The organism is Bartonella sp. P0282 (assembly GCF_048452985.1).
Lineage (GTDB): Bacteria > Pseudomonadota > Alphaproteobacteria > Rhizobiales > Rhizobiaceae > Bartonella > Bartonella choladocola.
On the sequence record NZ_WTFO01000001.1, the window covers coordinates 1,048,808 to 1,070,636 of the forward strand.

Consider the following 21,829-nt stretch of genomic DNA (forward strand, 5'->3'; position numbering starts at 1 on the left):
CGTCCGGATCGTTATATTGCGACTTTTTCTTAATGTTTACGGCAATTTGCAGGGTGGAGGCGAGCAATTAAATATTTTTCTTTGCCTCATGGACAAATTGTAGAAACCAAAGCTAAAATATCCTCCGCTTAAAGCTTATATATAGTAAAATACGTTTTAAGAGCGGGGAGCTTTTATGACGTTGGTTGTCAAATTGGAGCGTTTAGAAGGATATAAAATGTTTAAAGCTGGCAATATTGTTCGGTTGAAATCCGGCGGTCCTAAAATGACTGTCGATAAAGTCAATAATAGCAAAATTTCTTGCGTATGGTTCAAGGATGAGCATTTGAAGACGGCGATTTTCCGCAAAGATACGCTTGAACTCATGGACGAGGGAGAAAAGCACAAATCTTCAAAGAATAAAGGCAAGATCAAAATTGAAGAAAATGGCAGAGCAATGGCCACGTTCAAGGCGGCAAAAAAAGCCGAGAAAAAGTCTGTCTAGATTTGTCCCGATAAAAGCATCCGGTTTGTTTAAAAAACCGCTTTGAATTTTTGAAAAACCGCTTTGAAACCTGTTTTGATTGAAACAATCGGAACATTTCAAAGCGGTATTTTATGCCACAATTTCTGTCTCGTTTATTTCTTTTCTGTCTCGTTTATTTCTTTTGTCGTTTTCATCATTTTACCAAGCGCAATTCAAATCCCTTTAAATTCAAATCCCTTTAGTTGTGGGTTTTATTACTTTTTGGCGGGACTAGCGCACTACCAATTACCAATGTTCCACTCTCGAAGGGTGATCCTATCTCAATATGAAATCGACCGGTTCAACAGGTTTTGGAAGCGGCAGGTGAATGGCTGCGCAAACATCACGCTCGATTGTTGTAGCCATTGAATACATAGGCAAGACATTATCAATGTTACTGAAAGGCTGTTCCAATTCATCGCTTAGCGCATCAAGACCGAATAGAGTGTAGGCGACAAGAAGGCTGGCAACAGGTGTCCACCATCCGAGTATATCGGTGAAGCCGAATGGAATGAGGAAACAGTAGATATAAGCGGTGCGGTGTAAGAGAAGTGTATAGGCAAATGGTACACGCGTATTGTTCAATCTCTCACAGGATGTCTGGTTTTCGTTAAGTTCGGTCAGACTTTTATCGAACATTTGGAATTGAATGTCGCTCAAAGCTTTTTGTTGGTGCAAAACCGCCAGACATTCGGAAATGTGGTTGAGGATAAAAGAAGGCCTATTGTGACTTGCCTGATAGGCTTTAAGAAATTCCTCCGGATAGTCGGCTATCAAAGAGGGAAGCGAAGAGGTTCCCTTCAAATGGTCTACAAGGCTATGGGAAAACGCCGAAGTCAGTTCCAATATGGTTTTGCGGTCGGCTTCACGGTCGCACAATATCGTCGATTGACGAATCATATCGCGCGAACCCGAAATAATTTTTCCCCAAACTTTTCGTCCCTCCCACCAGCGGTCATAACAGGCATTGTTGCGAAACCCCAAAAAGGTCGACAGCGCAATGCCAAGCATCATGAACGCCGTCCCGTTATTATAGGTGGGGATGACGCGGGGATAAAAATGGTGGGCTAATACCAAAGCAGTTGAAAGAACGAGAATTGCGACAAGTTGTGGTGCAATGGCAGGAAGAATAGAGCCATGCAAAACGAAAAAAAGCCGCAAAAAACCCGGCCGCTTACGGATAATCATTTTATTCTCCATTGCCGGTGAGCAAAAACATAATCACCGGCAACATCATTATTTTTAAATTTTTTTACGGCAGTTTGAAGGCATTTGGTGACGACATTGCCTGATTATTGAAGAATATCAATTTGCGTTTTCGTCATTCTCACTTGCCTTCGATAGTTGCGTCGCAAGCTTGGGGTCAAGCGGCAAGTTTGGAAAAATCCGCTACCAAGCCGGATAGTTTGGTAATGCGTTGTAAGAGCGACAATCTGTTTGCCCTGACTGCATTATTATCATCATTGACGAGTACTTTTTCAAAGAATGCGTCAACCGGTTCGCGCAATCCCGCAAGCACGAGCAAAGCTCCCGAAAAATCATTGGAAGCAATGTGCGATTGAACCTTGCTTTCGGCATCGGTAATCGCGTTGAAGAGCCGTTTTTCTTCCTCTTCTATGAAAAGTTCCGGATCAGTATTTTCTGCAATCGACGTCTTTTTCTTGATTTCGGCTTCAAGAATATTGAAGGCGCGCTTGAAACCGGCAATCAGATTATTCCCGTCATCTGTATTGATAAACGAAATCAACGCTTCAACGCGGCGCGCAACCTGCAAGAGGTCATCGGCATCGCTTTGCATGATCGCATCAATCGCATCATGACGTGCTCCCTCGTCTTTGAGGTAAACCTTCAGACGGTCATGGAAGAAAGATAGAAGATCGGCGAGTACCGGTTCGGTTTTCGCAGCTATTTCCTTTTCAAGCTTTTTTTCTTCCATTGAAAGAGCATTGTCTATGTCTTCTGCCGCGTCTGTTTCTTTGGCATTTTCGCGACGCAAGCTATCTTCATAGAGGCTCAGTGCACGCTCTATTGTGTGACGCGAAATAAGACTGATAGCCTGTTTGAAAATCGGCATGAGGTGGATTGTCCAGTCGCGGGAAAGAAGCAGGCGGATAACACCGAGACATGCCCGCCGGAGCGCAAAAGGATCTTTCGACCCTGTCGGTTTTTCATCAATAAGCCAAAAACCGACGAGCGTATCAATCTTGTCGGCAAGAGCAACAGCAATAGAAACCGGTGCACGTGGAACGCGATCTGTCGGACCTTGTGGTTTGTAATGTTCTTCAATTGCTGCGGCCACACTTGGATCTTCGCCCTGAAGCAGAGCATATTTATGCCCCATGACACCCTGAAGTTCGGGAAATTCACCGACTGCTTCGGTTTGCAAATCCGCTTTTGCAAGGAGTGCGGCGCGTTTGGCGAGTTCAACATCGGCTCCGACCAGTGGAGCAATCAGTGATGAAAGAGCGGCAATGCGTTCAACGCGTGCTCCCTGAGTGCCAAGTTTTGCATGAAAAGTGACGTTCAGGTGGTCAAGGCGAGCCATACGTTGGTCAAGTGGCTTCTTCAAATCGAGGCCGAGTTTTTCGGCCGATAGTGTAAGCTCGGAAAGATCCGGCAGATTGTGCTGGTCGGTATGCCAGAAATACAAGGCATCCGACAAACGTGCGCGCACAACTTTGGCATTTCCAAGGGCTATTTCCTTGCCACCATCAGGTGCTACGATATTGGATACCAGAATGAAGTGATTGGATAATTTTTGCTCTTCCCCCTGTTTACGGGTGACAAAGCATTTTTGATTGATGCGGATGGTGAGCCTGATAATTTCGGCAGGAATTTGCAAAAAGCTTTCCTCGAACTCGCCCATAAGCACGACCGGCCATTCAACAAGATTCGACACTTCTTCGGCAAGACCATCATCTTCAACCAGATCAAGACCTTTGGCAAAACACAGATTGCGCGCATCCGCAAGGATGATTTCCTTCCGGCGATCACCATCAAGAATGACCTTCTCGTTTTCGAGCTTCGTCACATAATCTTCAAAGCGGCGAACCTCGATCGGTTTGCAATCGCTCATGAAACGGTGACCATAGGTGATATTATTGCTTTCAAGACCTGCTACCTCGAATGGAACCACCTCGGTCGCGTCATTTTCAGGACCAAAGACACACAGAATGTTTTTTAAAGGACGGACCCAGCGCAGCGCATTCTGTTTTGTGGATTGCTTTCCCCAGCGCATGGATTTCGGCCACGGGAAATTGCGAATGATGTCAGGCATAATATCCGCAATAATTTCTTCGGCAGTACGACCTTTTTTGACGATCCGCGCAATATAGAAATCACCCTTTTTGGGGTCGGTCCGGATTTCGGCTTCGCTAATATCGGAAAGACCGGCAGACCGCAAAAAGCCGTTTATGGCTTGTTCGGGAGCCTTGGTGCTTGGACCTTTACGTTCTTCATGAACGTCTTTCGAGCGGGCAGTCACGCCCCTTATATCGAGAGTAAGACGACGCGGGGTCCAATATTCTCTGGCAGCTTCATAAACCAGACCATTGTCGACAAGACCGTTGGTGACAAGTTTTTTCAAATCGCCCGCAGCTTTGCGTTGCATGCGAGCCGGAATTTCTTCACTAAAAAGTTCCAGAAGAAGGTCGGGCATCAGGCTTCCCCTTTATAATTTGCGCCACCGGCATCAGTTAACAGAAATGCTTCGCCACAACGGCGTGCGAGATCACGCACGCGCAGAATATAGCTTTGTCTTTCTGTAACGGAGATGACACCGCGCGCCTGCAAAAGATTGAAAACGTGACTGGCTTTGATACATTGGTCATAAGCCGGCATAACACAAAGGTGAAGGCCGCCTTTTTCCTGCGGTTTTCCTGCTTCCAGAATAGCCGCACATTCGCGTTCTGCATCAATAAAATGGCGGTGCAAAAGTTCGGTATTGGCAAATTCGAAATTGAACCGCGAATATTCCTGCTCGGCTTGAAGAAATATATCTCCATAGCTTATTTTATCTTTGCCTTCGCGTCCGTTGAAATTGAGGTCGTAAACATTGTCAACGCCTTGAATATACATGGCAAGCCGTTCAAGACCATAGGTGAGTTCTCCAGATACCGGCGAGCATTCGATGCCGCAAATTTGCTGAAAGTAAGTAAACTGCGATACTTCCATACCGTCACACCAGCATTCCCAGCCAAGCCCCCATGCTCCCAATGTCGGGCTTTCCCAGTCATCCTCGACAAAGCGCACATCATGAATATCGGTATCAAGCCCGATAGCGCGCAATGACCCCAGATAAAGATCCTGCAAATCATCCGGCGACGGTTTGAGCAAAACCTGAAACTGATAGTAATGTTGCAAACGGTTCGGGTTTTCACCATAGCGACCGTCGGTCGGACGGCGCGAAGGTTGCACATAGGCGGCTTTCCATGGACGTGGTCCCAATGAACGCAACGTTGTTGCAGGATGGAATGTACCAGCTCCCACTTCCATGTCATAAGGTTGCAAAACGGCGCAACCATATTGCGCCCAATAGTTTTGCAACGTCAGAATGAGACCCTGGAAAGAGCGTTTCGGATCAAGATATTCGGGCAGGCTCACAATATTACCCTTTTAAGATTGATAAAAGAACAACCGGAAAGAGAAGGTCCGGCAAAAAATGTCTATTCTTTCGCGCCTCTATGGTCAAGGGACGAGACAAGTCAAAACAAATGTCGGACTTAAGCTTTATCCTTTTCAGTGTTGTGCACTATCGGTTTTTTCGACCGTTTTTTCTTCAGGAACGTCTTTCAAACCCGTTTTCAGTTTTTCCTGAATTTTTGCCAGTTCCTCCGGTTCCGGTTTTCCTGCAATTGCATGGTTCCACTGGAATGTGGCTTCAAGTTTGCGCCCGACACGCCAATATGCGTCGCCGAGATGGTCGTTGATGGTTGCGTCTTCAGGGCGTAGTTTGACAGCATTTTCCAGCGTTTTTACAGCTTCATCATAACGCTTGAGCTTGTAATAGGCCCAGCCTAGCGAATCGACAATATAGCCGTCCTGCGCGCGCAGCTCGGCTGCTTTTTTGACCATATTCAAAGCTTCGTCGAGTTTTTCATTCCGGTCAATAAGTGAATAACCGAGATAATTCAAAACCTGAGGCTGGTTAGGGTAGAGTTCAAGTGCTTTGCGGAAATCCGGTTCGGCTTTATCCCACTCTTTCAATCTCTCTTCTGCCATGCCGCGTTGATATAACATCAACCAATTTTGTTTTTCGAGATGGGGGATGCGGGAGATCGCCCGATCCATGACAGCAACGGCTTTATCATATGCCTTGTCCTGCATATAAACGCCGGTCATTGCCATAGAAATGCGTTCGTCTTCCGGAAAATCTTTTTCCAGTGCCGCAAGATGGCGGATTGCTTCTTCACTTTTGCCTGTATCGGCTAAAATGAGAGCAAGCCTCAATTCCGCATCGCGATAATATGGCGATTTGACAGGAATTTTCTGGTAAGTATCAATAGCCCGCTCGTTTTCTTCCAGTTTTGAGGAAATATCGGCAAGTTGAAAGAGTGTAGCATCATTGTGCGGCCGCAGGGCTTCAGCCAATTGTAAAAAAATGCGGGCAAATGCTTCTGCACCGCCCCGATTGATAGCAGTACCGAGGTCATAAAATACTTCTCCTGCACCCTCTTGAGGTGTTTTTACCAGCATATCAAGCGAACCGCCGGCTTCGACGCGTTGTCGAATATTCTTTAAAGCATCCCGTCCTGTAAGCATTTTTTCACCTTCGCGCAAAGTGGCGAGAGCTTCATCGCGCTTGTTGTTGCGAAGTTCAAAAGATGCATAAGAAATGATGATTCGTTCATAGGTATCAGGTGCTGCTATACCACCCTGTTGGTCGTTGAGTGCCTGTTTGTAATAACGCTCGGCATTGTCTCTATGACCGGCAAGATCACTCATCAAGGCCATATGATAACTTAAAAACAAATCATACCAGACCGGTCCAAGCAATTTTTTGACTTCATCAACCGCTCCGGCTGTGTTGCCACGCCCGAATGTTGCCCAAGCCCCCAGCAAACCGGATGTCAGTGTATCCATGTCGGAAGGGTCGGAAAACTTAAGCTCGCTTTTTGCTGTGATATAGTTTTTCCGTATGAAGGCATCGCTTGCAAGAGTAAGCCTTACATAACGTTCGACATCGGTATTGCCTTTCAGTCGCTTTGCCTGTTTGACAGCTTCCTTGAAATCGCCTGCCGATAGCAGCGTCAAAAGCATATCCTGCTGCATAGAGACATTGTTCGGTTCAAATCCCAGCGCCTGTTTGAAATAGGAAATAGCAAGATCGACCTTGTTGTCGCTTGCAGCGATGCGACCCGCCAGATAGGCTCCGGCAAAAGACCCTGCTTTGACAGGTTCTTCCTTTTTTGCAACAGCAGATGCTGTCATCAATATCGTACCCGCAGTAAATAATGCAATCAGACGGGTTGCTTTCGCGGCTTGCATGAAAAAATCCTCTTTTGACTTAAAACAGGTTGGCCATATTTATAGAATATATCCAGCCAAAATATGCAAAAATATCATCCGCCACCGGTCATTTTTACGCGAACACTGTTTTATGGAAGATCAGTTTACGCGTGAAATACAAAATTCGATGACTTCGCAAAGTGCGGCTTTTTCTTTACTTGGAGCCAATCCGTCGAGCGCTTTCAAAGCTTCATTGCCATGGTGACGGGCGGCTTTGATTGTATCTTCAAGACTATGATGTTGTTGCATCAATTTTTGTGCGTGGGCGAGTGCATCATCATCATTTTTTCCCTCTTCAAGGGATTGTTTCCAGAATTTTTTTTCCGTCTCGTCGCCACGAATATAGGAAAGAATAACCGGCATGGTAATTTTGCCTTCACGAAAATCATCGCCGGTGTTTTTACCTAAATTTTCAGAATTGCCACCATAATCGAGCGCGTCGTCGACAAGCTGGAAGGCAAGTCCCAGTGACGTACCGTAATGTTTTAATGCCTGACGTTCCTGTTGCCCGCAACCGGCGATAATCGGCCCGACTTCTGCGGCTGCAGAAAAGAGGGCAGCCGTTTTGGCATTGATAACTTTCAAATATTCGTCTTCAGTTGTCGTCAAATGTTTGGCGGCGGCAAGCTGCATGACTTCACCTTCGGCAATAATTGCGGCAGCATTGGCGAGCACCGACAAAGCATCCATGGAATTGACTTCAACCATCATTTTGAATGCTTGTCCGAGTAAAAAATCGCCGACAAGGACACTCGCCTCATTGCCCCAGATCATTCTGGCGGTCGATTTGCCACGCCGCAGATCGCTATCATCAACAACATCGTCATGAAGAAGAGTTGCTGTGTGCATGAATTCAACTGCCGTTGCCAGTTTGATATGCCCCGATCCCTGATAACCGAACAAGCGGGCAGAAGCCAAAGTCAGCATCGGTCTTAATCTTTTACCACCCGAAGAAATCAGATGATTTGAAACTTCAGGAATCATTTCCACATCGGAGCCGGCCATAGCAATGATGAGCTTGTTTACTTTATCCATATCACTTTTTGTAATATCGATAAGCGGCTTTATCGACGCCTGATTATCGGTTTTTTTAACTGTATTATTGTCAGCAACCAATGCTCATACTCCTGAAAAATCTTTTGATTTTTGCTTGCACCTTAATAAACCAAGCTCATCAACTCAAGCGTGATGTTGCTTGAGATAGCGCGTTTCAAAAGATATTTAAGGAAAAATGCTAATTTCTTCTGCGACCGGGTGCCGCACAATCGTTAAATATGTAACATAGCTTCATGATCGAATTATTTGACACCAACGATATTGTCCTGATTTCCTTTGCCGAAAGTCTTATGAAATCGGCCGGAATACTCTATTTTGTAACGGATCAGAACACCAGCGTGGCGGAAGGTTCACTCGGAGCTATCCGTCGCCGTTTTCTGGTTGATAGAGAAAGTGCCGATGAAGCACGACAAATTATGATAGATGCCGGCCTGGAACATGAACTCGCGCAAGGATAATAAATTGGAAACTTCTTCTATAAACGAAACAATAGATGTCTTCCATCGTGGCGGGTTTTATCTGGTTCAGCCAAAAAATGGCGGGCATCGTTCCGGCATGGATGCAATGTTGCTTGGTGGACTGGTGCCGACCGATTTTTGCGGAAAGCTTGCAGACCTTGGTGCCGGTGCGGGGGCTGCCGGTTTTGCTGTAGCCGCGCGTTGCAAAAAAGCCGAAGTTACGCTTGTCGAACGCGAAGTCGAAATGGTTTCTTTTGCCAGAAAAAGCATTGCTCTTGCTCAAAACGCGGCCATTGCCAATCGCATTGAGGTTATTTCTGCCGATCTAACCTTGCGCGGTAAAGAACGGCAGAACGCAGGACTTTTTGATAATGCATTCGATTTTGCCATAATGAACCCGCCTTTCAATTCGCCAATGGACCGGAAAACGCCTGATGATCTCAAAGCTGCCGCACATGTCATGACTGACCGGATGTTTGAAAACTGGATACGGACAGCTTCAGCAATTGTGAGACCATCCGGTTTTTTAGGCTTGATCGCACGACCACAATCGTTATCCGATATTTTGAAAGCATGTGAAGGGCGGTTCGGCAATATTTTGGTGTTTCCGGTCCATTCACGCAAAAATAGTCCCGCAATCCGAATTCTGATCCACGCAAAAAGAGCAAGCAAAGCGCCTTTGTCATTGATGCCGGCTCTTTATATCCATGATAGTGACTTACATGCTTTTTCTCCGCTTGTAGACGCAATCAATAATGGAAAGAAGAGCATCTGGCAGAGTTTGTGAACACGATTTTAACAAAATATTGCTTTTTGCCGTTTACAACTTAAATGACAATGGTGCAGTTTTTTAGCAATAGAAGCAGATTTTCTTATCAGGAGTTCAAACTTTGTCAGGTTTTTTCAAACGTTTTATTCCACGCCGGTTCCGTTCCAACGCCGTAGAAATACCGGTAGTCCGGTTGCAGGGAATGATTATGGAGGCATCATCGCCTTTGCGCCAGACTTTGTCCCTGAGTTCTTGCGCCAATGCTCTGGAAAAAGCCTTTTCGGATAAAGAGGCACCGGCTGTTGCCATCGCTATCAACTCTCCGGGCGGTTCACCGGTGCAATCACGGCTGATTTACCGTCGTATTCGTGATCTTGCCGAAGAAAAACACAAACGCGTTCTCGTCTTTGTTGAAGATGTTGCAGCCTCTGGTGGTTATATGATTGCCTGCGCAGGCGACGAGATTTTTGCAGATCCATCTTCAGTTGTCGGCTCCATCGGTGTGGTATCTTCTTCATTCGGTTTTCCCGAATTGCTCAAAAAAATCGGTGTCGAACGCCGCGTTTATACAGCCGGCAAGAACAAAGTCTCGCTTGATCCGTTCCAGCCTGAAAAAAAGGCCGATGTCGATCATTTGAAAGCTTTGCAGCTCGAAATTCATGAAACTTTTATCAATCTCGTAAAAGAAAGTCGGGGTTCCAAACTTGTCGATGATCCCGATCTGTTTACCGGCATGTTCTGGACCGGCAAAAAAGGTAAGGAACTGGGGCTGGTTGATGAACTTTCCGATTTGCGTTCGCTCGTCAAACAACGTTACGGGCGCGATGCCAAAATGCGTCTTGTTTCGGCATCCAGAAGCTTGTTAGGACGCAAAACTCCGGCGATTTCGGCTGGTCTCGTTTCAACTCTGGTAGACGGTGTTGTCCAATCGGCGGACGAACGTGCATTGTGGCAGCGTTATGGACTTTAAAAAGACAAATTCTTGAACGAAGATCAGGGAAGATTCATATCAAGGCTTGATTTGCGCTCGTAAATTATCAAATAATGATAAGGGAGCGAAAGGTGAAAATGTTGAGATTAATTGTTTATGGTCTTATTTGTGCTGCTGCACTTTATGCCTATCGTGCATTCAAGCGCGAAACGCAACGTGTTGCTTTGCGTGTCAAACATGCAGAAGAAGAACGTCGTACAGGCGCGAATGGCACATTGGTCAAAGATCCGGAGACCGGTGAATACTACGTCGAGCGGGATTAAACGTGGCTTCGGGAGTTGCAGGTCGAGCAACAGTAGTAACGCCGATCAAAATCAATTTGGCGCTCCATGTGGTGGGGGAGCGCGATGACGGGTATCACCTTCTTGACAGTCTGGTTTGTTTCAGCTTTGAAGGTGATGTTCTCCATTATGAAGCTGCCGGAACAAACAGTTTTTCCATTATTGGACCGGAAGCGGGTGCGCTATCAGTAGACACGAATAATCAAAGACATAATCTGGTTGTGCGGGCGCGCGATATTCTTATTAGAAATTTCCCTTCAAAGTCAAAATCCTGCCGGTTAAGCCTTGAAAAAAATCTGCCTGTTGCTTCCGGTATCGGAGGCGGCTCCGGCGATGCTGCCGGTGTATTTGCTCTATTGAAACAGCAATGGCAAATCGAAGCTTCCAATGAAAAGCTTCTTGAACTCGGTCTGGAACTTGGTGCCGACGTTCCGATGTGCCTTTCCGCATTTTTCAATCATGAACCGCTTCGTGTTTCCGGCATCGGTGAAAAACTTCAGCCGGTCGATTGCTGCAAAATTCCGATGGTGCTTGTCAACCATAGAAAATCCATTTCGACAGCGGAAATTTTTAAACTTTTAGGCAATAAAAAAAGTCGGCCTCTTGCGATGGATTTTGCAAAATTGGCAAATCTTCATTCACTTGTGAACGAGCTTAAAAAAACGCATAACGATCTTTATGAATGTGCACGGCATGTCGAGCCGGAACTCGGAAATGTATTGGAAATACTCGACGTGAACGGCGCTCTTCTCTCTCGTATGTCGGGGTCAGGTGCAACTTGTTTCGGCATTTGTGAAAATATCGAGACAGCGGAAGAGGTGGCACGAAAGATAAAATCACAAAAACCGGACTGGTTCGTTAAAGCAGTCGAGACAACGGGCAAAATAGACGAATAATCAGGAATAGAAATCATGAGTCATATTGATGAAAATGCAAAGATGGAATCGCTCAATATTGCGGTTTTGTCAGTGTCGGATACACGTAATTCCAGCGATGACCGGTCCGGAGATGTTCTGGAAGAACGGATCAAGTCGGCAGGCCATAATTTGGCTAAACGTGATATTGTGCGCGACGAAATTCCTGAAATCCGTAAAAAAATCGTTGATTGGGCAGCCGATCCCGATGTTGAAATTATCATCACGACTGGTGGTACCGGATTTACCGGACGCGATGTTACACCGGAAGCAATAGAACCACTGTTTGACAAGCGGATGGACGGTTTTTCGGCCATGTTCCATAAAGTTTCCTATGAGACAATCGGCATGGTGACTATACAGTCACGTGCAACAGCAGGACTTATCAATGGAACATTTGTTTTCTGCCTTCCCGGTTCAACAGGTGCCTGCAAAGATGCATGGGATAATATATTGAAAGGCGAGCTTGATAGCCGCCAACGTCCGCATAATCTGGTTATGCTCATGCCTCGTTTGACAGAACGTTAAGATAATCCCTTTGATCCAGTCAGTATTTTGCGATGATGGAATTGAAAATCTGAATTTTCATTTTTTGCATATAAAGTAAATAGAAGAATTTTATTAATTCTTCTATTTACATATGCAACCGCTAAAAAAATATATTTAAAACTATACGTTCAAAAATATGATAAAGAAGTTATTTTTATATTTCTTTAGATGGAAAACTTTATTCTAACCGGGAATTTTTTGGTTGGAAATAAACCTCAAATAAGGTAACGCAAAGTTCGTATTTGGTGAACTATTCCGCGAGACTCGGCAATGATTGAAAAAATGTCCAACATCATTACGAACAAAAAGTTTTTAGTGCTTTATTTTCTATTGGTGCCGATTGTCATTTTTTTAAGTGGTTTGGGAAAAACACGTGCTCCGCATGACATATATGCGGTCTCTTTTTCGGTCCCGTTTTCAGAAGTTTATCTCGGTTCATTTTACGATCATAACAATTTGAGTAAGCTGAGATTTGATAACGGAGTGTATGAAAAGTTTAGCGGTAAACTTATAGTCAAAAGGCAAAAAGACGAGCTTCGTCCGTCGTTAACATATCAACTTCAAGAGACAAAATCGTTCCAACTGTTTTTTTTACATCCTGACGATCAGGTTTGCGTTGATAAAACCTGTAAAACGGTTACAGAGAAGAAAACATTAGGCATTATTTCCGATGGTGAAAAAGTTTCTATATCTAGCATAGTTGCAAAAATAGAAGCATGGGAAATTCCGAATTTTGAGCCATTCTATATTCATTCTGTGCAGGCTAAAGATTTAGTTTTAGCAGATGCTTCAACAGGCGAAGCACGGGAACTATCGTTGTTTAACGATAAGAGATTTAGCGTTGATTTTTATAAAAATACGTCGGATTACTTATTTTCAAACCAGTTAATGCTTCTTGCTTCTTCTATAATATCATCTTTATTCATATATGGGGTGATATTTATTTTATTAAAGAAATATAATAAATTAAATTTATTTGATATTTTTATATTGATATTAATTTTAATTGAGTATTTAATTTTGTTTCCCGGAATATTTACCGATGACGTAGATTTTAAAGAAATACTATTAGGTGAATTTTCTATACATTATTCATCGATTTTTATGATATATAATTATATATTGTATATGGTTAATATAAAATTACTACAGTTTCCGGTTGTTATTTGGACTGCTTTGACGTTTATAATTATAGCGCACTCGATTAGGCAAAAAACAATTCAGTATATATTTTACTATTTAATAGTATTTGTGATTTTAGTTTGTCCTGTATTCTATGCGGTGACATTTGTTTCTCAAAGATATTTCGTTCCACCAATTTTAACGATATTATCTATCTATTTCTTTCTTAAATCGATGTTTGTAAAAGAAGGAGATAGAAAAAATGCTGTTATTTCTGTTGTTATTGTTACATTTGTCGTTCTGTTGAGAAAAGAATATATAATTATACCAATATTATATCTGGCTATATTATTATTTTATAGGAAGGTAATTACATTAAAAACAAAAAAGTGTTTTTTGCTTGGCGGGGTGTTTTTTATTCTGGGTATAGTAGTGGTGAACCACGTTGTTCCGGCTCTTTTCCATGTAGATGTGGCGTATGATAATCGTAGGCTAGAGATGATATCTCTTATGGATATGGTAAGACCTTATGTCCCATGTCCAGGCAGTGAGGCTGAACGCAAACCGACTAAAGCGTCTGTTTTGCTGGTTCATGCCATTGATCTTACAGGTAGTACGAAAGCTTATTGCGATAGTCCAACGAGCGAACGTTATTTTTGGGATTCGGTTAATGTTACCTGGATAAGTCCATCTAATCAAAAAAAAGCAACAAAAGAACTTAAAAAAGGATTTGTTCGCTCTTTCTTTGAGCAACCTATGCCTTCTCTTTCGAGATTCAAAGATCGTGCAACCGCTATTTTGAACAAAGACGTGGGGCAATTGAGTGATAAATATAAAAGTCGTACTCTAGGCGATCTCGGCCCTCACGCTGCGGTAGCGGATAACCATAATCTTATATTGGATAAGACCAACACTGTGGTGAGACCGATGGAACAATTCCTGATAAAATTAGCGAACATGCTTAATCCGTATATCAATTATTGGAACTGGTTGTCGGCCTTCATATTGTTGTTTGTGTATCCGGTTCTCTTTTGTCAGCTGAGAGCCGTTTTCATTCTGAATTTTGCAATTATAATTTTGGCGTGCGGTGCTATTTTCCTGTCTCCAACGGTTAATTGGACATATATCCTTATGGTTCCTGTCTGGGTCTTTTTTGCTATACCATTGGCTCTTATGGAAAAAGACTGGTTGAAGTCGCTTAAAGAAAAGAGAAAATCTATTGTTGCATGGACTTAATTCTCTCAGTCGGTCATTTTTGAGATTTGCTGTTATCTCCGGATGTGGGTGGCTTATTGACTTTTGTCTTATGTTGGCGATGGTCTTGTTATTCAGCCTTAATGTTGGCGTCGCAAATTTCATATCGTCTTTTGTCGCCGTGACTTTTGTCTGGTTCGTTGCTCTGAGAGTGGTTTTTACAAAAAAATACAAAGGAAACAGCTTTTTTTTGGCTATGTATTGGGGGTGGCAATTTGTATCAATTCTGTTTTATTCGTATTTAATATCGCAGTTCGTAAATATCGCTTATTTTATCGAGCTATCGAGGTTTCTTCACATCGGGTGGCAGGCGCTTGCAAAAGTCATTATCACACCTTTTAATCTCATAACGAATTTTCTTTTTATGTTTTATCTTACCCGTTTTATGGAAAAGAAAGGTTTGATAATTGAAAAATAAGCCACGCATTCTCGTGTTCATTCCTGCTTATCGTTGTGCACCTCAAATAGGACGGGTGTTATCGCAATTCGATGATGAAGTTCAAAAATGGGTGGACACGGTGATGGTTGTTGATAACCGATCACCTGATGATACACAAGACAAAGCGATTTCCTCAGGACGTGACCAACTGGATCATTGTCGATTTATTGTATGGGAAAATGCTGATAATTACGGACTTGGCGGGTCTCACAAAGTGGCGTTCCAATATGCGATCCAACATGGTTATGACTATCTTGTCGTTTTGCATGGCGACGATCAGGCAGATATAAGAGATTTGCTACCATTTCTGAAGCAGGGAATACATTTGGAAAATGATTGTCTTCTCGGAGCCCGCTTTATGACGGATAGCAAGCTTGAAGGCTATTCGGCATTTCGCACATTCGGTAATCGTGTTTATAATTGGCTGTTTTCAGTGGTAGCATTCCATCGGATTTACGACTTGGGTTCCGGTCTGAATGTTTACCGGTTGGATAAATTTAAGGAATTCTATTATAAAAAATTTCCGGATGATTTGACTTTTAACTATGTAATGTTACTTGGCAGTTATAACAAAGGGCAGAAGGTGCGATTTTTCCCGATTACGTGGCGTGAAAGCGATCAGGTTTCCAATGTCCGGTTGTTTCGCCAGGCGTTCAAGGTTCTTCAGTTACTAGGAAAATATTTTTTTATGCGTGCGCGTTTTTTAAAGTCTGATATGCGAACAGTCAAGCACGCATCCTACACAGGAAAAATTGTATTCACCACGCAAAAAGATGAAGACAGGCAATGAGGTACATTCTATCTATTATAGTCTGTCTTTCGGGATTGGCAGCATTGATCTGGCTCTGGCATTTAAGTCCAATGATCCGACAGACAAGCAGCCAAGCGGACATTTTAAAACCGCTTCTCATTATTTTTCTTTATTTATTGAGCCATGTATTGCGCATGGTTCGACTTGCCAACCTTACTTTAGACCAGCGTAGAAAAATACCTGAACTTTTGTTGGCTCATACAATCGCATCTTTTCCGGCAGCCGTTATTCCTCTAAAATTAGGGGAGCTTTTTCGGATTGGAGCTTTTTACATTGTATTTGATGGACATCAGAAAGCACTGGCTATCTGGCTTATAGAAAGAATCGGCGATGTTTTGACGTTGATTTTATTTATTTCGCTGTTAGGGGCCGTCGGCGTTGAAATACCGCAAACTGTGCGTAACGTATTTATCGTGTTTTCCGTAGTCTCGATATTAGCACTTCTTGGACTATATTCCTTGTCTCATACTTTTGTTTTTCTTAACCGATATCTGGTGCTCACAAGCTCTTCAGATCGAGGATTACGTCTATTGAAGTTAAGCTACGTTTTTAAACAGTTCGAGTTAACGATACGCGATTGCTTAAAAGGTCGGATTGCCGCATTCTGGTTATCATCTGCACTCATCTGGATCTTTGAAATATTGGCTTATTCCTGTTTTATGTCACAAGTATCCGATCGTGATATGCTGTCTGACAGTTCATTTGCTTTCGGACTTTTTGGAAGCCTTAGCAATCAGGTTCATGGTGCCGGCCAAGGGTTCGGCTTTTTTCAATCTTTCTCATTGGCATGTCTTACATTATGCGGCACTATCATCTTTTTAATTTTTAAATTTTTGAAGCTTGGAAAGCAACCGCGATGACTGCAATGAAGAGTGATTTGGTGATTATTATCGACGATCGCGAATGGGTGCCCGAAGTTTTAAGAAATATCGTCGGCCATAGGCGATTTGGAGATATTACGCTACGTCGCCGCAAATTGTATCATACATTGGTCGACAGTTTGCCCATTTCCATGCGAGATAATGTCTTTCATTTAACCCAAAACGATGACTGCAAAGCGTTGCATGATTTGTTTTCTGCTTCGAAAACACGTATTTCAGCTTTTGTCATTTCAACCAGAGCCGCTTTTCCGGATAGTGGTGATCTTGAAAAACTTGTATTGCGGTTGCCTTATGCTTATGAAAATTTTACTGACAAGCGTTTTCAGCCACTTTTAGCCTATTTTTATGACATGCATGATCTCATTATAATGTGGGATATGTTTTCGTGTTCGCCAATTACTCGTTGGGAAAAATTCTGGAACGATGAAGCCCAACTGGAAGTCAATCGTCCAATAGATTTGGCAAAAATTAGCGATTTTTTACAATATTCATCCGGCTCGACGGAAACCCGCCATTTCAACAGTGTGAAAATTGATTCTTTGTACTATACGAAGTCTTCTGAAGATCGAAATAAAATGAAGGCCGAATATTGTTTTTATCATTTGGCATCCGAAAGGATGAAGCCATGGTTTGTCGAAACATTCGATTTTAAAGAAGATAACGATCAAAGTTCTTACCGGATGATGCGTTATTATTTTGCTGATGCTGCGCTACAATGGATTCACAATGCATTTACAGAAGAAACCTTTTTGCCCTTTATTCAACGGATAATGGCTTTTCTATCCGACCGTCCGCAAAAAGCGGTTGATCGTGATGAGATGTTACAGACAACACGCGAGTTGTACGTAAACAAAGTTGAAAAAAGAATAAAACAATTTTTAGATAGTCATTTGGGGCAGAAGATCAATTTGCAATTGTCTGCATCTGATGCAGAATTCGAGATCAAACATTTACAGTCCCGCTATCTTGATATTTATAGAAGCTTGGAGAAAAAATTACTGCTGGATAGTCTCTGTTTTGGACATGGGGATCCCTGTTTTTCCAATATCCTGTATGACCAGACTCATCATTTTCTGAAGTTTATCGATCCGAAAGGGGCTGTGCGAGAAGAACAATTGTGGACGCATCCTTTCTATGACATTTGCAAGATCTCGCACAGTGTTCTTGGAAACTATGATTTTATAAATAATGACCTGTTCCAGGTATCTTTTGACGATAAAAATCGTTTGTGTCTTGATTTGAAGTGTCCTGATAATCAAAAACTGAAAAATATTTTTATAGAAGAAATAAAAAAGCAAAAATTGGATATCAAGCTCATCCGCTTGTGTGAAGCTTCACTATTTCTGTCTATGTTACCGCTACATTTGGACCATCCTAATAAAGTCATGGCATTTATTTTAACGGCAAAAAAAATACTAGATGAGGTGCAGGGTGAACAGTGATACTCCTTTAATTGACGGAACATTGATTGTTGACGTTGATGGTACGCTTTGTGCGTTAAAGACGCCTGAACAATCCTATTCTGATGTCACACCGAATTTGCCACTCATCGAAAAGCTTCGTCATTATCAGTCCAAGGGGTACAAAATTCTTCTTTTTACCTCCAGAAATATGAAGACCTATAAAGGCAATTTGGCCGAGATTAACAAATACACCGCTCCTGTTCTGTTCGAGTGGCTTGATAAATGGCGTGTACCTTATGACGAAATTTTATTCGGTAAGCCTTGGCCGCGCAAAAACGGTTTTTACATTGATGACCGCGCAATAAGACCAGATGAATTCTTGAAGTTGAGCGAAGAAGAAATTCATGCGCTACTTGGGGAGAAATAATTTGTCACGCACCATAGTTATTACAATGGCGGGCTTGGGAAGTCGTTTTCGCAAAGCAGGGTATGAAGTCCCAAAATACGAGATTGAGGCGCACGGAAGATTACTCTTTGATTGGTCGTTATTGTCGCTTAAAAATTTTTTTAAAGACAGTCGGGTTGTCTATGTATGCCTTAAAGAAAATAATTCGTCCGATTTCTTGATAAAAAAGAGTGAGGCGCTTGGGCTTAACGACATTCGCATTGTTGAAATCGATAAGTTGACAGACGGGCAGGCAACAAGCGCGATATTGTCTTCTGAACATTGGTTACCAAATTCAGAATTGTTGATTTATAACATTGATACCTATGTCGAACCCGATGTCTTGACACCTCAGTCCATTAGAAAAAATTCTGACGGATGGGTTCCATGTTTTCGGGCAAATGGAGACCATTGGAGCTTCCTTTTGCCCGATCAGCAAGGATGGGCAGAAAAACTTGTAGAGAAGAAACGCATATCCGATTACGCAACTATCGGGCTTTATTGGTTTAAGTCGGGCGAAGATTATATAGCTGCATATAACCGGTATTTTTCTCATGCCGATAATCTTGTTCAAGGTGAACGGTATATTGCACCACTCTATAACACTCTTATTGAAAACAGGATGAAAGTGTCATTTTCAGATATTCCGATTAACAAAGTTCATGCTCTTGGAACTCCGGATGAATTGAATGCATTTTTAGCCGATTTTAAGCCGGAATGGGATCCTGCATATAGTTTGAAAAACAACGATGACAAACACCGGACCAATCGCAACGAGACAAAATAAAGTATTCAGGTGAGAATTCTCAGGCACATACACTATTTGCGGCTGTCAAAGTGAACTTCTTTATCAGACTCAAAGCGTTGCTAGATAAAATGATTCTCTATTGAAAATTAAGAAAATTAAAGAGATCAGAAACCGGAATTGCAATGTTTGGATTTGCAATAAAAGCAAGTTAGCCAACACTTATTGCGTCGCTTTAGATCATGAAATGGTGGAGGCGGGTACAACACCCGGATGATTACAGACTAATTTTCTGATAGCTCGGCAAAAATTCCATGTGAAAAGGAACCGCCGACATCCTCTCATGGGGCAGTTCCGAAGTTCGATAGTCCGGTTGCTGAATACCTCTCCCGAAAGTCAGTAAGCTTCATCAACGAGCGACCGGTTAAATCCATGAAACAGGAAAAGGGCTATGTGCTTTGCGATTTTTAAATCATGAAAAATTTATCTGTCGTGCCTTGGCAAAATAGTTTCAAATGATTCGGGTCAGCTTATCTCTCATCACCATGTGTCCAAAAACAGCGTGATAAAATTTCATTTGATTGATGAAAACACGTCAATTCGCTCGAAATCGGATAAAAGCAGTGAGGTGAACTTATCAATTTGACGGTGATCCGGTCATTTCCAAACTTCGGCTGTAGGTAAGCAGCTCAATTTCAGGAGCAACTATATTTTGAGTCTGAAAACAATATATTCCAGTTCAAAAAGTCAATTTCCATTGCCGTTGTAGAAAAGCACCTCTGTTGTCTGTTGTGCTTTGCCCGTGAATACTCAAAAAACAAACAGTGCTTCAAAAAGTTGAAGTCTAGGTCTGAAATTATTGGCTGGAATCCAAGATCTGTATAGGCAGGGTGACGGGATTAAGCTTTCGCAAATATTTATGTAGTGGCGTTTGATTATTATAAATCGAAGCAATCTGATTTTTTGTAATGAGAAGCCCGCCTTCAAGTTGGCGATTTAACCCCAAAAATCGGCGTAATTTCGTAACCTTTTTCGTTCCAATTAATCGGAACTGGGCAGGTCTTGTTTCATTTTCAATATAACGACTTAAAATTTCCCGCCATTGGTCGAGTAACCGTGCACCCGGTACCAGAAAAAGCAACCATTTGCTTTTTGCCGACATGATCGCAGTGCCTAAATCGCTGCGGGAGAGATAGCGACAGCCGGTATCATCGGCAACTGTCTTCAAGACATTGCTGTGATTTTCCGACCACAAAATAACCTCGCTAACAAGACCGAACACGCTGCCCGATACAAGCATTGCAAGAGTATCGGCCAAGGGATCTATGTCTTCATTTGCGTGAATAATAACACTAACCATAATCTTTCAATTAAATCATTATTTTGTCAAAAGCACGATAATTTATGTTCTTGTTTTGTTCGTATCGCCATGGTAGATCGAAAGGATGGGAAAAGTACAAATCGATCAACATCTGGTAAAAGTCATCACCGAGGCCGACCGGCTGGCATTTGACGCAATGTCGGCCGCTGGCGGGAGTGCTTTTCTCGATCAGTCCATGATAAGATTGGAAGACAAAAAAACCAGGGGAAGGGGAGCGGCGCTCAATCCTGCCGGAAGGTTCGAGAAACAGTCATGCGAACGTTTTTATGACGGTTGGGATATGGATGAACAGCTTTCTCCGCTTCAAACATCTGTAGAAACCGAAAAAGCCCGTACGATTATTACCCGCAATGTTTCCCCCGATATTTTCTTTGATCGTTCTATCAATCCTTATCGCGGGTGCGAACATGGTTGTATTTATTGTTTTGCGCGCCCGACTCATTCTTATATGGGACTGTCGGCAGGGATTGATTTTGAAACAAAATTATTTGCCAAACCCGACGCGGCAAAACTTCTGGAACGGGAATTGTCAAAACCCGATTATAAAGTCCGGCCAATAGCTATCGGAACCAATACAGACCCCTACCAGCCAATTGAAAAAAACTGGCAGATTATGCGGCAAATTCTTGAAGTATTGGATAAATGCAACCATCCGGTTTGTATCACAACAAAATCGGCACTAATTGTAAGGGATTGCGATATTCTTGAAAGAATGGCTGAGCGAAAGCTTGTCCGCGTGGCTTTATCCATAACAACATTGGACAGAAAGCTTGCCCGCCTCATGGAACCACGCGCCGCAACGCCGGAGCGGCGTTTATGGGCAATCAAAGAATTGACAAAAAAGGGCGTGCCCGTGAGCGTTATGATGGCGCCGGTTATTCCGGGATTGAATGACCATGAAATAGAAAACATATTGACCAAGGCAAAAGATGCCGGTGCGATTGACGCGGGGTATGTCATGCTCAGACTACCTTATGAAGTTGCTCCGCTCTTTAAAGACTGGCTGTTGCGTGAATATCCCGACCGTTACAGGCGGGTTATGCAGCTTCTGCGTGATATGCGTGGTGGCAAGGATTATGATGCGGATTGGAAAACACGCATGTCCGGCGAGGGGCCGTTTGCAAAACTCGTTGCCGACCGTTTTCGCTTGGCGCGGCAAAGATCGGGCTTGCATGAACGCCATCCAAAGCTTGAGACCGGATATTTCAAGCCACCGCTGAAAGTCGCCAAACAATTATCTTTTCTTTTTGACGAAAAAGATTGATTAAGGATTTATTTCCCGCAATTCATACGAATGGCCGGACTTGTCCGAAATCTC

20 protein-coding genes are annotated in these 21,829 nt (G+C 42.9%); 14 read left to right on the forward strand and 6 right to left on the reverse strand.

The window, feature by feature from the left end; all coding sequences use genetic code 11:
- Positions 1 to 217 precede the first annotated feature (217 nt).
- Positions 218 to 484, forward strand: coding sequence for a YodC family protein (locus tag GQS64_RS04605; protein ID WP_198230753.1), 267 nt, complete (start codon positions 218 to 220; stop codon positions 482 to 484).
- Positions 485 to 781: 297 nt separating this feature from the next.
- Here GQS64_RS04605 and GQS64_RS04610 read toward each other — a convergent pair whose 3' ends face one another.
- From GQS64_RS04610 to GQS64_RS04630, 5 genes are all read right to left on the reverse strand, one after another.
- Positions 782 to 1,693: a bestrophin family protein gene (locus GQS64_RS04610; RefSeq protein WP_198230754.1), complete on the reverse strand. Its 912-nt coding sequence runs from the start codon at positions 1,691 to 1,693 to the stop codon at positions 782 to 784.
- 175 nt (positions 1,694 to 1,868) lie between these two features.
- A complete protein-coding gene (glyS, locus tag GQS64_RS04615; protein WP_198230755.1) occupies positions 1,869 to 4,163 on the reverse strand; it encodes a glycine--tRNA ligase subunit beta in 2,295 nt (764 codons plus the stop codon).
- Positions 4,163 to 5,107, reverse strand: a complete 945-nt coding sequence (locus GQS64_RS04620; RefSeq protein WP_198230756.1) for a glycine--tRNA ligase subunit alpha — start codon at positions 5,105 to 5,107, stop codon at positions 4,163 to 4,165. The genes glyS and GQS64_RS04620 overlap by 1 nt, the downstream gene beginning before the upstream one ends.
- A gap of 135 nt (positions 5,108 to 5,242) precedes the next feature.
- Positions 5,243 to 6,991 (reverse strand): tetratricopeptide repeat protein, encoded by a 1,749-nt coding sequence (locus GQS64_RS04625; RefSeq protein WP_198230757.1) that lies wholly within the window; start codon positions 6,989 to 6,991, stop codon positions 5,243 to 5,245.
- A gap of 120 nt (positions 6,992 to 7,111) precedes the next feature.
- Positions 7,112 to 8,128 (reverse strand): polyprenyl synthetase family protein, encoded by a 1,017-nt coding sequence (locus GQS64_RS04630; RefSeq protein ID WP_246786384.1) that lies wholly within the window; start codon positions 8,126 to 8,128, stop codon positions 7,112 to 7,114.
- A gap of 173 nt (positions 8,129 to 8,301) precedes the next feature.
- Here GQS64_RS04630 and GQS64_RS04635 point away from each other — a divergent pair, with 173 nt between their 5' ends.
- The 12 genes from GQS64_RS04635 (at position 8,302) to GQS64_RS04690 (ending at position 19,172) form a co-directional block, all read left to right on the forward strand.
- Entirely contained in the window at positions 8,302 to 8,526 is a 225-nt protein-coding gene (locus tag GQS64_RS04635; protein ID WP_077991374.1) for a DUF2007 domain-containing protein, read from the forward strand.
- Positions 8,507 to 9,313, forward strand: a complete 807-nt coding sequence (locus GQS64_RS04640) for a tRNA1(Val) (adenine(37)-N6)-methyltransferase (protein ID WP_198230758.1) — start codon at positions 8,507 to 8,509, stop codon at positions 9,311 to 9,313. Before GQS64_RS04635 ends, GQS64_RS04640 begins: the two co-directional genes overlap by 20 nt.
- Positions 9,314 to 9,416: 103 nt before the next feature.
- On the forward strand, positions 9,417 to 10,265 hold the full coding sequence (locus tag GQS64_RS04645; protein ID WP_246786382.1) for a S49 family peptidase: 849 nt from the start codon (positions 9,417 to 9,419) through the stop codon (positions 10,263 to 10,265).
- Between the two features lie 98 nt (positions 10,266 to 10,363).
- Positions 10,364 to 10,549: a hypothetical protein gene (locus GQS64_RS04650; protein WP_198230759.1), complete on the forward strand. Its 186-nt coding sequence runs from the start codon at positions 10,364 to 10,366 to the stop codon at positions 10,547 to 10,549.
- 2 nt (positions 10,550 to 10,551) lie between these two features.
- The gene (locus GQS64_RS04655; RefSeq protein ID WP_198230760.1) at positions 10,552 to 11,463 is read left to right on the forward strand and encodes a 4-(cytidine 5'-diphospho)-2-C-methyl-D-erythritol kinase; all 912 of its coding nucleotides are present in this window, start codon (positions 10,552 to 10,554) and stop codon (positions 11,461 to 11,463) included.
- 15 nt (positions 11,464 to 11,478) lie between these two features.
- Positions 11,479 to 12,009 (forward strand): molybdenum cofactor biosynthesis protein B, encoded by a 531-nt coding sequence (moaB, locus tag GQS64_RS04660; protein ID WP_198230761.1) that lies wholly within the window; start codon positions 11,479 to 11,481, stop codon positions 12,007 to 12,009.
- Between the two features lie 291 nt (positions 12,010 to 12,300).
- Positions 12,301 to 14,388 (forward strand): hypothetical protein, encoded by a 2,088-nt coding sequence (locus GQS64_RS04665; RefSeq protein ID WP_198230762.1) that lies wholly within the window; start codon positions 12,301 to 12,303, stop codon positions 14,386 to 14,388.
- Between the two features lie 425 nt (positions 14,389 to 14,813).
- Positions 14,814 to 15,635, forward strand: coding sequence for a glycosyltransferase family 2 protein (locus GQS64_RS04670; RefSeq protein WP_198230763.1), 822 nt, complete (start codon positions 14,814 to 14,816; stop codon positions 15,633 to 15,635).
- A gap of 35 nt (positions 15,636 to 15,670) precedes the next feature.
- Positions 15,671 to 16,516: a lysylphosphatidylglycerol synthase domain-containing protein gene (locus GQS64_RS04675; RefSeq protein WP_198230764.1), complete on the forward strand. Its 846-nt coding sequence runs from the start codon at positions 15,671 to 15,673 to the stop codon at positions 16,514 to 16,516.
- Positions 16,513 to 17,979, forward strand: coding sequence for a hypothetical protein (locus GQS64_RS04680; RefSeq protein ID WP_198230765.1), 1,467 nt, complete (start codon positions 16,513 to 16,515; stop codon positions 17,977 to 17,979). Before GQS64_RS04675 ends, GQS64_RS04680 begins: the two co-directional genes overlap by 4 nt.
- The gene (locus GQS64_RS04685; protein WP_198230766.1) at positions 17,969 to 18,367 is read left to right on the forward strand and encodes a capsular biosynthesis protein; all 399 of its coding nucleotides are present in this window, start codon (positions 17,969 to 17,971) and stop codon (positions 18,365 to 18,367) included. The genes GQS64_RS04680 and GQS64_RS04685 overlap by 11 nt, the downstream gene beginning before the upstream one ends.
- A gap of 1 nt (position 18,368) precedes the next feature.
- A complete protein-coding gene (locus tag GQS64_RS04690) occupies positions 18,369 to 19,172 on the forward strand; it encodes a glycosyltransferase family 2 protein (RefSeq protein ID WP_198230767.1) in 804 nt (267 codons plus the stop codon).
- A gap of 814 nt (positions 19,173 to 19,986) precedes the next feature.
- Here GQS64_RS04690 and GQS64_RS04695 read toward each other — a convergent pair.
- Positions 19,987 to 20,490, reverse strand: coding sequence for a hypothetical protein (locus tag GQS64_RS04695; RefSeq protein ID WP_198230768.1), 504 nt, complete (start codon positions 20,488 to 20,490; stop codon positions 19,987 to 19,989).
- An 85-nt stretch (positions 20,491 to 20,575) separates the two neighbouring features.
- On the opposite strand from GQS64_RS04695, the gene GQS64_RS04700 reads away from it, so the two are divergent.
- On the forward strand, positions 20,576 to 21,775 hold the full coding sequence (locus tag GQS64_RS04700) for a PA0069 family radical SAM protein (RefSeq protein ID WP_198230769.1): 1,200 nt from the start codon (positions 20,576 to 20,578) through the stop codon (positions 21,773 to 21,775).
- Positions 21,776 to 21,829 lie beyond the last annotated feature (54 nt).